General features: G+C 59.9%; 18 protein-coding genes and 1 tRNA gene. 11 read left to right on the top strand and 8 right to left on the bottom strand.

Annotated features, from left to right (window positions below; all coding sequences use genetic code 11):
• The first annotated feature begins 4 nt into the window (after positions 1-4).
• The 3 genes from AZF01_RS10840 to ilvC all read left to right on the top strand — a co-directional run bounded on the left by AZF01_RS10840 (position 5) and on the right by ilvC (position 2,844).
• The gene (locus AZF01_RS10840) at positions 5-496 is read left to right on the top strand and encodes a hypothetical protein (RefSeq protein ID WP_024709494.1); all 492 of its coding nucleotides are present in this window, start codon (positions 5-7) and stop codon (positions 494-496) included.
• A 649-nt stretch (positions 497-1,145) separates the two neighbouring features.
• Positions 1,146-1,769 (top strand): TetR/AcrR family transcriptional regulator, encoded by a 624-nt coding sequence (locus AZF01_RS10835; protein WP_024709493.1) that lies wholly within the window; start codon positions 1,146-1,148, stop codon positions 1,767-1,769.
• 55 nt (positions 1,770-1,824) lie between these two features.
• A complete protein-coding gene (gene ilvC, locus AZF01_RS10830) occupies positions 1,825-2,844 on the top strand; it encodes a ketol-acid reductoisomerase (RefSeq protein ID WP_024709492.1) in 1,020 nt (339 codons plus the stop codon).
• 65 nt (positions 2,845-2,909) lie between these two features.
• On the opposite strand, the gene AZF01_RS10825 is transcribed toward ilvC, so the two are convergent.
• Positions 2,910-3,293, bottom strand: a complete 384-nt coding sequence (locus AZF01_RS10825; protein WP_024709491.1) for a hypothetical protein — start codon at positions 3,291-3,293, stop codon at positions 2,910-2,912.
• Entirely contained in the window at positions 3,290-3,775 is a 486-nt protein-coding gene (locus AZF01_RS10820) for a cupin domain-containing protein (RefSeq protein ID WP_024709490.1), read from the bottom strand. The genes AZF01_RS10825 and AZF01_RS10820 overlap by 4 nt, the downstream gene beginning before the upstream one ends.
• A gap of 68 nt (positions 3,776-3,843) precedes the next feature.
• Between AZF01_RS10820 and AZF01_RS10815 the strand changes: the two genes are divergently transcribed.
• From AZF01_RS10815 to AZF01_RS10795, 5 genes are all read left to right on the top strand, one after another.
• Positions 3,844-4,437 carry a TetR/AcrR family transcriptional regulator gene (locus tag AZF01_RS10815; RefSeq protein WP_024709489.1) on the top strand — a complete coding sequence of 198 codons (594 nt, stop codon included), beginning with the start codon at positions 3,844-3,846 and terminating at the stop codon, positions 4,435-4,437.
• Between the two features lie 519 nt (positions 4,438-4,956).
• Positions 4,957-6,183, top strand: coding sequence for a PLP-dependent aminotransferase family protein (locus AZF01_RS10810; RefSeq protein ID WP_024709488.1), 1,227 nt, complete (start codon positions 4,957-4,959; stop codon positions 6,181-6,183).
• Positions 6,184-6,302: 119 nt separating this feature from the next.
• Positions 6,303-7,049: a hypothetical protein gene (locus AZF01_RS10805; RefSeq protein ID WP_036238006.1), complete on the top strand. Its 747-nt coding sequence runs from the start codon at positions 6,303-6,305 to the stop codon at positions 7,047-7,049.
• Positions 7,050-7,085: 36 nt separating this feature from the next.
• On the top strand, positions 7,086-8,000 hold the full coding sequence (locus AZF01_RS10800; protein ID WP_024709485.1) for a PhzF family phenazine biosynthesis protein: 915 nt from the start codon (positions 7,086-7,088) through the stop codon (positions 7,998-8,000).
• Between the two features lie 134 nt (positions 8,001-8,134).
• Positions 8,135-8,210, top strand: a tRNA-Lys gene (locus AZF01_RS10795).
• Between the two features lie 90 nt (positions 8,211-8,300).
• On the opposite strand, the gene AZF01_RS10790 is transcribed toward AZF01_RS10795, so the two are convergent.
• From AZF01_RS10790 to AZF01_RS10765, 6 genes are all read right to left on the bottom strand, one after another.
• Complete coding sequence (locus AZF01_RS10790; RefSeq protein WP_244435599.1) at positions 8,301-9,335, bottom strand: hypothetical protein; 1,035 nt, start codon at positions 9,333-9,335, stop codon at positions 8,301-8,303.
• 121 nt (positions 9,336-9,456) lie between these two features.
• Positions 9,457-9,690, bottom strand: a complete 234-nt coding sequence (locus AZF01_RS10785; RefSeq protein ID WP_024709483.1) for a hypothetical protein — start codon at positions 9,688-9,690, stop codon at positions 9,457-9,459.
• A 53-nt stretch (positions 9,691-9,743) separates the two neighbouring features.
• Complete coding sequence (locus AZF01_RS10780) at positions 9,744-10,337, bottom strand: hypothetical protein (RefSeq protein ID WP_152534611.1); 594 nt, start codon at positions 10,335-10,337, stop codon at positions 9,744-9,746.
• Entirely contained in the window at positions 10,334-10,714 is a 381-nt protein-coding gene (locus AZF01_RS10775; protein ID WP_152534610.1) for a hypothetical protein, read from the bottom strand. Before AZF01_RS10775 ends, AZF01_RS10780 begins: the two co-directional genes overlap by 4 nt.
• 224 nt (positions 10,715-10,938) lie before the next feature.
• Positions 10,939-12,135 carry an IS256 family transposase gene (locus AZF01_RS10770; RefSeq protein ID WP_061449609.1) on the bottom strand — a complete coding sequence of 399 codons (1,197 nt, stop codon included), beginning with the start codon at positions 12,133-12,135 and terminating at the stop codon, positions 10,939-10,941.
• Between the two features lie 510 nt (positions 12,136-12,645).
• Complete coding sequence (locus AZF01_RS10765; RefSeq protein ID WP_024708110.1) at positions 12,646-13,233, bottom strand: LexA family transcriptional regulator; 588 nt, start codon at positions 13,231-13,233, stop codon at positions 12,646-12,648.
• 458 nt (positions 13,234-13,691) lie between these two features.
• Between AZF01_RS10765 and AZF01_RS10760 the strand changes: the two genes are divergently transcribed.
• From AZF01_RS10760 to AZF01_RS10755, 3 genes are all read left to right on the top strand, one after another.
• Positions 13,692-14,195, top strand: a complete 504-nt coding sequence (locus AZF01_RS10760; protein WP_024708111.1) for a hypothetical protein — start codon at positions 13,692-13,694, stop codon at positions 14,193-14,195.
• Positions 14,192-14,413: a hypothetical protein gene (locus tag AZF01_RS23985; protein WP_152534523.1), complete on the top strand. Its 222-nt coding sequence runs from the start codon at positions 14,192-14,194 to the stop codon at positions 14,411-14,413. Before AZF01_RS10760 ends, AZF01_RS23985 begins: the two co-directional genes overlap by 4 nt.
• A 72-nt stretch (positions 14,414-14,485) precedes the next feature.
• A complete protein-coding gene (locus AZF01_RS10755; RefSeq protein ID WP_061449675.1) occupies positions 14,486-15,052 on the top strand; it encodes a GcrA family cell cycle regulator in 567 nt (188 codons plus the stop codon).
• Positions 15,053-15,054: the final 2 nt, after the last annotated feature.

Below are 15,054 nucleotides of genomic sequence, written 5' to 3'. Positions count from 1 at the left end.
CAGAATGAAAGTGACCACCATGCTGATCGATGCTCTCGCCACGGGCCGGGGCCTTCCCGCCATCGAACCGAAACGCTTCGACAATGCGCGCCTGAGCGGCGTCTACCGTTCCGAGCATCCGCAAAGCTACTGGAGCAACGGCCAGTTTCCGGCCGGCTTTCGCCTGACGCTGACCATGCGCTTTGCAGAGAATTTCCTGGCCTATGAGGGCGTCAACGACACCAATCCCGACAAGCTCTACATCAACAAGTTCGATGCAACGCTCGATGACGAGCCGGCGCCGATTACGGGCAATGCCCGCTACAACGAGGTGCGCATCCGGCAACTGAGCGCCCTTGAATTTCAGGTGCTGGAACAGCTCGACGGCGATGTGATCATCGGCCAGTACTGGTGCTTTTCCGAGGACGCCTCGACGCTGATGCGCTGGGGCGTCGGCAAGGCCCCCGATGGCGGGTCGAAGGCGTTTTTCGAGACGTTCGCGCGCATGAGAGAATAGACGGGCAGGCTGGCAAATTGTCCGCGACAAGGGGGGGCGCTTGGTCTGCGACCCTGCCGGGAAAGAACGGTGGCCGCCCGCCGGGTCCAACAGGCAATGCGGCGCGAAGCTCGGCCTGATTTCATCGACAGGGGGACAAACGAGAAACACCCCGGCGCAGGGTTCTGCCGGGGTGTTTCCGGAGGTCATCGCGAACGTGCAAGACTGAGGGCAGAGACGTGCCGATCAGGAGCCGCATCACGATGAAGACGGGACGGGCGGAAGGGATCACCCGTGCTGTTGAGAGAAAGATAGTTTTTCTCCGATCCATAGTCAATCGTTTGATTAAATTTTTTGTGCATGGTGCCACGCCCGCCTGGAGGCCCTGTCCTGCAGCGGTTGAGCCACTATTCGCGGCTTCGCGTCTGGCAGATGAAGACTTGTTTTTGTCTCGGCCGGAGGCGGGGAAAGCGGCAGGGCCACGTTGTGCGCGCGGCTTGAAAGTCCGCCTTCGGCCCGGAAGGCGCCGCCTGGACCTCTTCTCGGTTCCATGTCCGAAGCTTCCTGCCCGACCCCAATGCGCGATTTCGCCGTTTTGACCGCTTGACGGCGGCGCGAAACTGCTGCAATAGGTACCGTACCGTACCGTACCAGATGCGAGAGCAGAACCTTGATCGACGACGTCGACACCGAACTTCATTTCACGCCCCGCCAGCAGGCGGTTCTCGAACAGGCGCTCAGGCTGCTTGTCGAAGGCGGGGAGAAGTCCGTCACGACGGCGGGCATCGCCCGCGCGGCCAGTTGTTCGAAGGAAAGCCTCTACAAGTGGTTCGGCGACCGCGACGGCCTGCTTTCCGCCATGATCGCCTATCAGGCCAGCAAGGTCAGGACATTCGAGAGCGCCGGCCACAGGCTTGACGCCGACGAATTGCGCCATCACCTCTTTGCCTTCGCACAGGACCTGCTCGAAGTGCTGGCCGGCGATGTTTCGCTTGCGCTCAACCGTCTTGCGATCGGGCGCGTGACCAAGGACGGACAGAAGCTTGGCCGCTTGCTGCTGGAGCGCGGCCGCGCCCAGATCGACCAGCGGGCGAGGGCGCTTCTGGAGGACGGGCGGCGGTCCGGGCTTTTGGTGTTCGATAACGGCGACGAGGCCTATCGCGTGTTCTATGGCCTTATCGTCGGTGACAGCCATGTTCGCTTCCTGCTTGGGGAGGCCGCCGATCGCAGCCTGTTCCGGCGCCGGGCCGAACGGGCTGTGGAAAGATTCTGGACGCTTTTTGCGGCCGCATGAATTGCCTGCCGCAGGGCGCGGTCAGGCGAAGCTTTTGTCAAGGGAAGGAAAGACAATGCGTGTTTACTACGATCAGGATGCGGATATCAATCTCATCAACGGCCGCAAGGTCGCCATCATCGGCTACGGCTCGCAGGGCCGTGCCCATGCGCTGAACCTGAAGGAAAGCGGCGCGAAGAATGTCGTCATCGCGCTGCGCGCCGGTTCGGCAACCGCGAAGAAGGCCGAAGCCGACGGTTTCGAGGTCAAGACCGTTGCCGACGCGGCCGCCTGGGCCGACCTGATGATGATGGCGACGCCTGACGAACTGCAGGCCGGCATCTACAAGAGCGAGATCGCCCCCAACATCCGCGACGGCGCGGCGATCGCCTTTGCCCACGGCCTCAACGTTCATTTCGGCCTGATCGAGCCGAAGAAGACCGTCGACGTCATCATGATCGCGCCGAAGGGCCCCGGCCACACGGTGCGCGGCGAGTATCAGCGCGGCGGCGGCGTTCCCTGCCTCGTGGCCGTCGAGCAGGATGCCTCCGGCAACGCGCTCGATGTCGCGCTCTCCTATGCCTCCGGCGTTGGCGGCGGTCGCGCCGGCATCATCGAGACGACGTTCCAGGAAGAGTGCGAGACCGACCTCTTCGGCGAGCAGGCCGTTCTCTGCGGCGGTCTGGTCGAGCTCATTCGCGCCGGTTTCGAAACCCTGGTCGAAGGCGGCTATGCGCCGGAAATGGCCTATTTCGAATGCCTGCACGAAGTGAAGCTGATCGTCGACCTGATCTATGAAGGCGGCATCGCCAACATGAACTACTCGATCTCGAACACGGCCGAGTGGGGCGAATACGTCACCGGGCCGCGCATCGTCACCGAGGAAACCAAGGCCGAGATGAAGCGCGTCCTGAAGGACATCCAGACCGGCAAGTTTACCGCCGAATGGATGCAGGAATGGCATTCGGGCGCCGCCCGCTTCAAGGCCACCCGCCGTCTTAACGACCGTCACCAGATCGAAGAAGTCGGCGAGAAACTGCGCGGCATGATGCCCTGGATCAAGAAGGGCGCTCTGGTCGACAAAGAGCGCAACTGAGTTTTCGCAACATCGCGAATGAATGAACAAGCCGGAGGGCGTCGCTCTCCGGCTTTTTTGCGTTTTCAGGCCGGTCGGGCCTCCCTGAGGAAGCCGGCGACGGTGATCACGAGGAATATCACCATTGAGGTCAGCGCGAGCAGAGCGCCGACAACGGCCGGAATTTCGCTGCCGCCAAGATTGGCGATCACGATGCCCGGGATCAGCAGGACGACCGACAGGACTGCGAGGCCCACCTGTGCGGTAGCGATGGACCGCGCCGCGACCTGCGGATGGGCATGGTAATAGAGCCCGTAAAGCGCCATCGAGACCCAGCCCAGAAGATTGAGATGCGCATGTGCGGGCGCAAGGCTGTGGTCGTGCGATGCGGCCATCACGATGCCCATTGTCATGCCCGTGACACCCGCGAGCGCCGCGACCACGAAGCAGGATGAGGCAAGACGCTTCATTGTTGCGCCGCCGTTTCCGGCGGAAGAATGTGAATGCCGAACTGCTCCGCCGTGGCAAGTAGCTTCTGCATGTCCGGGGGAGCGATCTCCGGAAACGTCTCGGTTTCGGAGGCAACAGGGTCGCCTACGGCACGGAAGAAATCCTCATGCGGTCCGGCGGGAAGGTTGATGATGATGATCCGCGAGACCGTCGGGCCGGCGTTGCGGAAGGCGTGGACATCGCCGGGCCGTACATAGAGGAAATCGCCTTTGCCGCAGCGACGGACATCGCCATTCAGAACAAATTCGACCGCGCCCTCCATCACCAGGAAGGCCTCGCTGTCCTTCTGGTGGTGCATCGGCGCGCCCGCCCCTGGCGCACTGAGGCATTCGGCGACGGAAAATATTCCGTCGGTGTCACCGGCACTCGCGCGGAAAGTCAGCAGGTTTCCAAGAAAGTGAACGGTGGAGGGCGGCTTATGGAACGACTTATCATATTGCATGGATTTGCCTTTCAGTTTTATGATACCTATGTGTCGTCATGAGATGTCTGTCTCATAAAGGATCTTTAATGCCCGGTCAAGATAAACGTCATGAGCGTGTCAACCAGAAGAAGAGAACCCGTGCGGAACTGCTGAAGGCAGCCCGAGCGCTTTCCGACGAGGGCGTAACGCTGACAATCCCGGACGTTGCCGACCGGGCAGGGATTTCAAGAGCGACGGCCTATCGCTATTTCTCGACGCCTGACGAACTGCTGCAGGAGATCGCGCTCGATGCGGTTGCGCTCGCGATCCGCATTCCGGACGATCCGTCACTTGATGTTCGTGCCCGGATGGAATCCGTGATCAGGCAGGTGCTGGTCATGCTTGAGAACAACGAGACGACCTTTCGCCACTTCCTCGCTGCCCGGATCGTCGAGAAGGGCGGACGTCGCGGCGCGCGGCGGCTCGGATGGCTCGACGAGGCGTTGGCGCCGCTTTCACGCGAGATGCCGCGACGGCTTTATCTGCGCTTGCTCAATGCGCTTGCGCTCCTGACCGGTATGGAGACTCTGGTCGTGATGAAGGACGTCTGCGACCTTGATGCCGGCGAAAGCGAGGAGGTGGTCATCTGGATGGCTCGCGCCATTCTGGCTGCCGCCGAAGAGGAGGCGAGGGCGCCATAGCGCATCTCGCAGTCCGATTAAAAACATCTGACGTCCGCACGAATGCGTCAAAACAAACGGATAGAGCGATCTCGCGTTTCCATGTAAAGCCGGAACCGAGCTAGTCATTCCCGGCAGGAAACCAGGCAGCAATCTGCGCTTGCGTGAGGTTGCCACCGCAAAGGGCCGAGACGATCATCAGCCCCAAGGCTGCACGCCTGCAATCCTGGTCGAGATCGGTCCAGAAAGAGCATCACCGCGTGCTCGTCCGGTTCCTGCTCCGGCTGAACGCCGCGCCGGAGTTCCTGTCGTGCCGGCATGCCGCTGGCTCCCTGCCGCGCACCCTGCGGTGGCGTAAAGCCGGCGCTTGCGCTAGTGTAACGCCAGAAAATTACCATATGGGTGGCCGGGAAGACGTAAAATTACGCAATCCATGCGAAAAACCATGGATTTATTGCCGAAAAATAGGTCAGTATTATTGACTTAAATGGCCGGCTATGGTCATCTACGGCCACCAAAAAAGACTTCGAGGAAACCCCCATGCTTGACTGGGAAAAAATCTACGCGACGCGCGCCAAACGCATGGGCGCGTCCGAAATCCGCGAACTTCTGAAGCTTCTCGACCAGCCCGACATCATTTCCTTCGCGGGCGGGATTCCGGATCCGGCGCTGTTTCCTGCCGCGGAATTCCAGGCGGCCTATAATGATATTCTCGCCGGTCCCGAGGCCGGGCAGGCATTGCAATATTCGGTGAGCGAGGGCTATCCGCGCCTGCGCGAATGGATCGTCAAACGCATGCGCGCGCGTGGCATCGATGCTGATCTGGAGAATATCTTCATCACATCCGGCTCGCAGCAGGCGCTCGATTATCTCGGCAAGCTGATGCTTTCGCCGGGCGATACCGCGCTGGTCAACTGGCCGACCTATCTGGGCGCGCTGCAGGCCTTCAACGCCTATGAACCGCGTTACGATAAGCTGGACCTGTCGCGCAATGCCGAACCGCAAGCCTATGCGCAGGCAGCGGAAAAGGCCGGAAGCCGCGTGAAGTTCGCCTATCTTTCGGCCGATTTCGCCAATCCGACCGGCGAATCGCTGTCGCAGATGGAGCGCGAGAAGCTGCTCGATATCGCCGAAGCGCTCGATGTCGCGGTGATCGAGGACGCCGCCTACCGGGCGCTGCGCTATGAAGGCGAGCGGCAGAAAACCCTGCTGGCGATGGATTGCGAACGTTCCGGCGGCATCGAGAACACCCGCACGCTTTATTGCGGCAGTTTTTCCAAGACGCTGTCGCCGGGTCTTCGCGTCGGCTGGGTCTGCGCCGCGACCCCGATCATCAAGCGCCTGGTTCTTGCCAAGCAGGCCGCCGACCTTCATTCGCCAACCATCAACCAGATGGCGATCGCGCGCGTGGCGGAAGCGCATTTCGAGGCGCAGGCCGAAAAGATCAACACCGTCTATCGCGCGCGTCGCGATGCGATGCTGAAGGCGCTTGCCGACTACATGCCGGCCGGCGTCGAGTGGACGCGGCCGCAAGGCGGCATGTTCGTATGGCTGACCCTGCCGGAAAGCATGGATGCCGCGGCCCTTCTGCCGGTATCGCTGAAGAGCGCCAAGGTCGCCTTCGTGCCGGGCAATGCCTTTTATGCCGATGGCAGCGGGCCCAACCACCTGCGCCTGTCCTTTTCCTGTTCCGCTCCGGAAGTCATCAATGAGGGGATCAGGCGTCTCGGCGCCGTCTTGACCGAGGAACTGGCCGCCGCGGCCTGATTTCCGGCGTTTTTCATTGCCATTGCTGCAAGGCCCGTCATTTCCTATGACGGGCCTTTCGTTTGGCGGGTCTCTCCTGTAGCGTGCGGGCCCGCTTTCAGACCTCAGCAGGATTTCCCATGCCCGTTTCGCTTCTGACCGCCCCGCAGGACTGGCCCCCGGAAAACGAGGCCTTTCCGATACGCGAGATCGACATTCGCGTCACTGACGAGGATCCGGTCGGTCTTCAGCGCTTCGATGCCGAGGTCGCGTCGAACTGGGAACGCGAGAAGGCCGCCAACCCCCATCTTTTCAACGGTCGCCTGGTCGCGCTCAACGAGGTGAAACTGTGCGACGGCGCGGTCCGGGCAACGGGGCAGCTCGTCCCTTACGCCTATCACCTCTGGTGGCGTCGCCAGGACCAAAAACCGCGGACCTTTCACAGTTTCGGCATGCCCGTCATCCGCTCGGCGGATGGGGCGATCATTGCCATTCGCATGAGCAGCATCACCGCCAATGCCGGCAAGGTCTACTGCGCCTCCGGCTCTCTGGAGGAGGATGACATCGTTGACGGCCGCATCGATCTTGACGCCAACATGACGCGGGAGGTCGCCGAGGAGACCGGCCTCGCGCTTGACGACATGGAGCCGGAGCCGGACTATTTCTGCGCATGGTGCGGCCAGATCGTCATGTTTTATCGCTTCTTCCAGTCGTCGGTTGAGGCGGCCGGCCTGATGGAGCTGGTCCGCGACCATATGCGCCGGGATACGGAAGGGGAAATCGATGCCGTTCTGGCGATAACCGGCGACAACAGGGACGATTTCGATTACGCCCATTCCATGCCGCCCGTGTTGGACCTTGTTTTCGGCAGGCGCGGAAGAGGGTAGACTGTGCGGCGAAATGGCAGAGGAGCATTTGCTGAGATGCGGGAATATGCGATCTATGATGTGTTCACGGCGGAGCGCTATCGCGGCAATCCCCTGGCTGTCGTCTTCGACGCCGAAGGGCTGAGCGACGACGAGATGCAGGCCATTTGCTGCGAGTTCAACCTCTCCGAGACGATTTTCCTGCTGGCGCCGGACCATGTGTCGCAGTCGGCCGCCGCGCGCATCTTCACGCCGGGCGGGGAGCTGCCCTTTGCCGGCCACCCGACCGTGGGCGCCGCGATCGCGCTCGCCGAACGCCAGCACGGCAGCGACAGCGACAGCGAGATCGACATGGTCTCCGTGCTCGGCGAGAAGATCGGCCCGGTGCGCTGCGCGGTGAAGCTCAGACAGGATGCCGCCAGCTTTGCCGAATTCGATCTGCCAAAACTCTCGCGTCGCTGCGCTGAGAAGATTGCGCGTGAGAATCTTGCCGAGGCGCTTGGCATCGGAGTCGACGAAATCGGTTTTGAAAATCATGCTCCAACGATCTGGTCGGCGGGAGTTCCGTTCGCGCTCATCCCCGTCAGAAATCTCGGGGTTGCGGAGAAAATCGACTTCGATCCGCGTCGCTGGAATTCCTTTTCTCCGTTGATCGAGGGGCTCCCGGTCTGGGCCTATGTCTATACTCGCGGCGGTGTGCGACACGATATCCATTTCCACACCCGGATGTTTGCGACCGACGGTATTACCGAGGACCCGGCAACCGGATCCGCGGCCGCGGCGTTCTCGGGCGCCATCCAGCATTTCGACGCGCCGGGCGAGGGGTCCCATTCCTTCGTCATCGAACAAGGCGTCGAAATGGGGCGGCCCTCCTATATCAGGTTGAATCTTGAGACCGGGCCCGGCGGGGAGATCAGCGCGGCCCGCATTGGCGGCCAGGCCGTCTGCGTGGCGCGCGGCACGCTGCTCTAGCGCGTTTTCGCGGCCGTGTTCGGGGCTTTGTAAAGAAAAGGAAATTGGCGTCAAAAAAATGAAACAGGACGCTGGACAATCCGCCGAATCCCCATTATACGGCCCTCACACGACGCGAAAGCGACGTGTCTCGTGGGTGATTAGCTCAGTTGGTAGAGCAGCTGACTCTTAATCAGCGGGTCGTAGGTTCGAGACCTACATCACCCACCATTGTTCTCTTTGATTTCGTTGTTGAATTTTAGTGCCATGCGCTGACTGGCCTACGTTCCGGTTTTCACGAAATTGGAAACTGTTTCCAATTCATGTTCTGTTCTTGTTCCTGAAAGCGGCCGGTTCAATATCGCCCCAACGACTTTCCATGAGTTCCATCGCATCGCGAGCCAGGGATCTCAGTGAGACCTCCCTCCCATAGTGCTGTACCATTTGCGGGGACATGTTGCAGATAGCTCCAACCTGGTTTTCTGTGCAGCCGACTTCTAGCAGATTGATAACGGCGTTCTTACGAAGGCCGTGGAAGACGATCCGCTCTTTCCGAAAGCGCGCGAATTCATTTCTGCGCATGAGCTTTTGCCATTCGGTGCGGAAACCATCGGCCGACCTGAAGGGGAGTCCGCGCGCACCAACGTGCAGCTGTACTGAGCTGGCCGGCGCTCGTTCAATCCATTTTCGGTATTCGGTGTGCAAAGGAATCCAAACCGTTCGCTTCGTCTTCTGAGCTCTGACTTCTATCGTCTTCTCACCTTCGAGCGGTCTCTTCATTCGCAGGATGTCCCCTTGGCGCTGCCCGGTGAAAAAAGCAGAAACTGCGATCATTTGTAAGTTCAATGGTGCATTGTTGAATAGCGTTTCAAATGCCCAGTCTGGCCATGGTGTCCACGGTTCTCCGCCGGGAATCTTCTCGGTGTGGCTTACTGGGTTCAGCCGGCAGAAACCGCGTGGGATACCCCATGCCATCAACCTGGATAGATAAGCTCTAAACTGGTTTGCCGCTGCCGGGGTTTCGGACATCGAGTCTATAGCCTCTTGCGCATCGACAGTAGTCAGGTCAGTCGGCATGTCGCTGCCCCAAATCTCGACAATCAGTTTGCCGTAGGTGGAGTAGCCGCGCCGCGTCGAGCTCGATAGTGATCGCCAGACAGGGTTTGCCTCGCTTTCGAACGCTTCTACTAGAGCACGGAAATCGCGTATTCCTTCACGGTTTCGCCGTATGAGGGCGGTAAATGCCCTCTCAGCTTCTGACCAGAAGTCAGCTGCCTTGCAGTCAGGCAGTCGTTTGCCGCCGAGGAGGAAGCCCTTCGCGTCGCGGGAAAGCTCACCACAGATCGCAACCCTCAAGTTGAACTCATCTGTCAGCGGGTCAGGCAACCTGATCGATGGCCAACAGTCTGCGGTGTTTCTACCGCGAGTGTAGAATGTATAGGTTGTCTTTCTACCGCCCTTGTGCGTTCTCGTAACTCTATGAACGTACTTCGGCAGGTCCACCGTGCCGCTTCTGCCCGATCTTCTCACGGAATTTGCCTCCAAGGTCCTTGGTTTGTGCGAATTTGCCGATATTCATCGCTCTGTCGAGGTCGTCGCGATACCAGAACTTACGTCTTGTCGTGTCAACGACTCTTGGCTCAGGGTAGATGCGGCCGATGCGCCTTAGGAACTCTTGGACGCTGCGCTCTCCGCAATAGGCGGCGGCCATGTCGGCGAGCATCCTCGGTGGCCATGCATCGGGTGGGTTTCTGACGGGGCGCGTCATCTCTTTTGGCTCCATAAATCGAATTCCTGAACCATCCCTCGCCATCGTGAGGCGGCGGCTGCGTCCGTGTTGAGCTCTGATAGGCTGGTGACCGCGAGCACGAATCGCACCCGTGTCGCGGTCGTCTTGTCCGTCGCGGGGTATGGCAGATCATGCCTATCGACCAAAAACTGCCTAAAGGCAGGGTCGGCGCATTTCATGGCGCATTCGGCGGCATAGTCCTTCGCGGGCTTGCCGCCTTTTGATTCCAGCGCTTGGCGCAACTGCCCGATCTCGCGGCGGCGCTCCGCATCGCGACGCGCCGCTGCATCCAGCATGCCGATCAGATCAGCCGGGATATCGATGTGTCGACGGATCAGTTCGCGATTGTCTGCTGGGCACGATGGCGGAAGCGAGCAGATGATTTCCCGGTCGTCCGGTCCGGATACCTCTAGGTGCATGCCTTCCGTATCAGCCATAACGTCAGCAAGTGGGGCGGCGCTGGTGACTAGCGCACGATAGCTTTCCAGACGTTCGCGCGCTGAGCGCCGATCGGTCATGGAGTGCCTTGGCGAGGCGCTGTGCGAAAGTGAGGCAATTTGGGCGTTCATGGTGTATCACCATTGTGAGCATCTATACTCGCCATGATCCGGGAAACCATTCCGTGCTTGCCAAGGGTGTCATCGAAGCGGCGCCAGCGAAGGTCGTCTGGATCGAATAGTGCATCAAAAGTACGTTCTGAAGGGTCGAGATCAGCGGGCAGAAAGCCGCCATTTGGAAGGGGCGGTATCTCGCTAAAGCGGGTCTCGGACGTTTTTGCAGGATCAATTCCTGTTGGAGAGATCAGGCCGCCGGGCTTTAGCTTCGCGTATTCGAAGAATTCGGGTTCTTCGATCTCGTCGACCACATCCCAGATCTGGTCGAGACTGCCCCAGACAATGCCATGTAGTTTCTTGGTTTCTGATGCCCTGATCAGATAGACGCTCATCGCAGCCTCCATTCGCTATGCTGGCAGTTGTGTTCAGTTGCCAAGGATAGAAATTGCCAGAACGGCTGTGATGCTCATGCCGCAGCAGAGGCCGACGATAAAACCAAGCCATGATGCCACTCGCTGACCCGCCGCGTGCCGGTGGGTGGTTTTTTTGCGGATCGTGTCCCATGACGTGGTGTAGCTTAGACGACCACGGCTCATCCCAGAGGGGCGGATGAGTGTCAGCTTGCTGCTGGCAGGCTGATGAGCGGATCATCGCTCATCGTGGCGATTGTCTCAAGTGTCATGTAGCGGGACCTCTGGACGGCCCATTCGTCGTTTTGCTCCAGAAGCAAGGCACCGACCAGTCTGACGATGGCGTCGTCGTTGGGGAAGATGCCAACGACTTCAGTGCGTCGCTTGATCTCGCCGTTGAGACGCTCGATCGGATTTGTCGAATGAAGCTTTGCCCAGTGCTGCCTGGGAAAGGTCATGTAGGCGAGCACGTCCTGTTCGGCGTTGTCCATGAGCGTGGCGAGTTTCGGCACCTTCGGCCTGATCTGGTCAGCGACATTGCGCCACTGGGTGCTCGCCGCCTCCGGCGTGTCCTGTGCAAACGCGGTGGCGATGAAGGCGGAGACGACGCGCCGCCCGCTCTTTCCGGCATGAGCCAATGCGTTTCTCATGAAGTGGACCCTGCAGCGCTGCCAGGTGGCGCAAAGCACCTTCGACACAGCGGCCTTGATCCCCTCATGGGCATCGGAGACGACGAGCTTGACGCCCCGCAGCCCGCGCCTGGTCAGGTTGCGAAGGAACTCCGTCCAGACCGGCTCGGCTTCTGATGTTCCGATCTCCATGCCGAGCACTTCGCGCCGGCCGTCGGTGTTCACGCCCACCGCGATGATGACGGCGACTGAGACGATGCGCCCGCCGCGTCGGACCTTCAGATAGGTGGCATCAATCCAGAGGTATGGCCATTCGCCTTCGATGGGCCTGTCAAGAAAGGCCTTCACCTTGTCGTCGATCTCCTCGCAGAGCCGAGAGACCTGGCTCTTGGAGATGCCAGACATGCCCATGGCCTTCACCAGATCGTCGACGGATCGGGTGGAGACGCCCTGGATATAGGCTTCCTGGATCACCGCCGTCAGCGCCTTTTCCGCCATCCGGCGCGGTTCGAGGAAGCTCGGGAAATAGCTGCCGGTGCGAAGCTTCGGAATGCGCAGCTCGACGGTTCCTGCACGCGTTTCCCAATCTCGGTCGCGATAGCCGTTGCGCTGGGCAAGGCGAAAGCCATTCTTCTCGCCGTAACCCGCGCCGGTCTTCGCCCCGACTTCCAGCGCCATCAACTTCTCGGCGGCAAAGCCGATCATCTCACGGAGCAAATCGGCGTCGGCGCTCTTCTCAACGAGTGAGCGCAGGTTCATCATGTCGTTGGTCATCGGTGGTGTCCTTCAGGTTGGTCATAAGCAACCCGACCCTACCGGAAATCACCGATGGCTATGAAATCCAGCTACACCACGTCATGGGACACGATCTTTTTGCGCAGGGAACGCACTCCCAGAGGGAGTAGAGGCAATGCCTCTGAATGCGAGCGATATTTGATCAAATTGAATGCTGGCGTGCTCGCCGCTAATTCGTGCGTGTGGGGCGTTTTCATGAACTAAACTCGGTTCGATCCATTGGGCGGCAGGCGTGAGCCCTCGTAAATGAGGGGATCAGTTGAATACCTGTCTTGAAATCAAACTTGAGTGGAAATAAATTCCATGTCAATCAAAAAATGGAAATAAAATCCATATTCTTCGCTTGAATCAATGTGAGCCTGATTGGCTTTGCTCTGATGGTCTCGCGTTGATTCCCTGACGCGGGAGAGCGGTGTGTTCAGCGAAGCTTGGGTTGGTTCGTTGTGAGGGGCGTTGAGGCTTCTTAAGGAGGTTTTGCTTGGACCCGTTCTAGTAGCTGGGTTTGACCCAATCCACCTTCGCCGCCCATTCGATGACTACGTCCACGATTTCGGCGGCGTTCGAGCTTGTTAGTGTCCACAAACCAGGCTGCGAGCCGTGTCTAATGGTTTTGACGTAGATTCTGCCATCGGTAAGCTGCACTACGGCTAAGCGATTGACTAAGTCAGAAGGCGGGAGCCTCTTTGACCAATAGATTATCCAGCCTTCCGGAAATACGGGGAGCATAGAGTCCCCCTTGATTATTGCTGCGACTGTGTTTGCGTGGGAGTCTGCCGGTGCTTCAATCAATTCACTGCTGCCGTCGTCCAGAGCCTCCACATGCTGGCCGGCTCCGATGTACCCCTTTAATGGCACTAGCTTGGTGGGGTACTCAGTTGATAGACCGTGTTCCAGCCATATGGGGTCTACGTTGAGTGCAGATGCCAGAGAGCTCAGGCTGTCGCCGCGCGGCTTTTCGACTTTGCCTCCGAGATATTTTACGACGTTGTCGTAGGACACGCCGGCCCGCCTTGCGAGCTCGGCCTTGCTCCATCCGGTCTTTTCGAAAGCTGAGTTCAGTCTATCTACCCAATTCATACCCTAATCGTATATTGGAAAATAATTCATGGTATGGAAAACATCGCTTGAAATATGGAAAATAAATCCATATTTTGTGTCTATGCCAAAGGTTCGCAAAGTTTCGTCCGTCACCGGTACATCGAGATGATGACAGCAGGTTTCCGCCACATCCCATTTCGCGCGCGCCGAGCCACATCTCCCGTGGCCTGTTGCAGCGCGCGACGCACGGCCAGTCTTCGGACTGGCTTGTGCCGGGTGCGCCGGGGCAGGGCTTGTGGGAGCCTGCTCCGGCGCTGCGGTGATCTATGCTCGCAGGCTACGGTCCTTCTTTCATCCTGTGCTTCCCGACTGCGCCCGCCCTAGCGGCTCTGTTCGACTGATCCGACCCTAAACCGCGATCCACCGTCCCGCCACGGGAAACGACGCCGGGCCTTTCCCGTCGCGAATGTCTTTTTGTGTCTTCGAAAGGGAGAGACATGGCCGAAGAACCTGCAATCGATCCGTTCATCCTCGCCATCCGCTGCGCCCAGCGCGACCTGATCCGCCGGGCCGGCGGGATTGAGCGCGTGGCCCTGATCACCAGCCGTTCAACCAGTGCCGTGGGCCGCTGGAACGGCAAGCGCGAGACCGACATCATGCCGATCCCCGTGGTGCGCATATTGGAAGAGGATACCGATGCACCGCTGGTGACGGCAGCAATGGCCTCTGTGACCGGGCGCAGGCTTTCTGGTTCGGGAGAGCGGCGAGAACGCGCGCTGTCGCTGATCCAGTGCCTTGCCGGTGATCAGGCCAGTGAAAGCGATCTGACCGGCACCATTCTGGAGGCGCTTTCAGATGGCCATGTGACGCCGACGGAGGCCCGGCTTTGCCTGGAGAAGCTTTCCGACAAGGAAGTCAGCCATGACCGGCTGAAGCGCTGCCTGATCGATGCGATTGCCGGCGGCGGTCTGGATGTCCTCAAGGGGAGGGCTGCACGATGAAGGGCGCCTTTCCCTTTGCCGAAGCACCCTCACACCGGGTGATGCCAGGCGAGATCAGACCGCGGCCGGATGCCTGGCAGCCAGTACGTGATTCTCAGACCATCCGGATCCTCCAGACCATCGACCCCGATCAACTGAGCGAAGACGATATGGATGCGCTGTGCATGGAGGCAGTCGAGGCGGCGGTGGACTGGCGGCGAAAGCCACGGTTCAGCTGATCGTTCCGCTCGGGTGTCCCGCCGCTTGTTTTGGCAGACGGGCGGGCATCCCGAACGGAACGGAGAGGCTGGATGACACGCTGGAACCCTGAAGCGCTTGATCGGATGGCGAAGATGTATCGCGGAGGCGAGACGCTTGCGGTGATTGCTGCCGCCTTTGATGTCTCGCGCGGTGTGATTGCCGGTCTTGTCTCGCGCAATCCCGAACGCTTTCCCAAGGGGGCGGTCCCCCGCAAGCCGGGCCCGCCGAAGAAGCCGGCAAGCGAGACGGCAAAGGCAGCAAAGGCAGGGAAGACCGCAAAGAGCGGGAAAGCAGGGCGAGGGCGGGTCAAGGCGCCAACGCATCAACAGCCTGCATACCCGACGGCAGAGGAAGAGGAGCAGGCAGCCGCGCGTCGGATCGAGGAACGCCGGCGTGCCGCCATCCGTGCCTATGACACCCGACACATGCAGCTTGCCGGATCAAAGACTGTCCCGTTCATCGACTGCGGCGAATTCCAGTGCCGTCTGGTCATCAGCGGAAGCGAGGACGCCCTTGGTCCGGATGCACCATGTTGCGGAAGACCGGTGGCAGAGGGCTCCGCCTACTGCCCGCAGCACCTGAAACTGATGTACCGGACACCGGGGAGGGCGGCATGAGC

It is taken from the genome of Martelella sp. AD-3, assembly GCF_001578105.1.
GTDB lineage: Bacteria > Pseudomonadota > Alphaproteobacteria > Rhizobiales > Rhizobiaceae > Martelella.
This window is presented reverse-complemented; position numbering and strand designations above follow the sequence as displayed.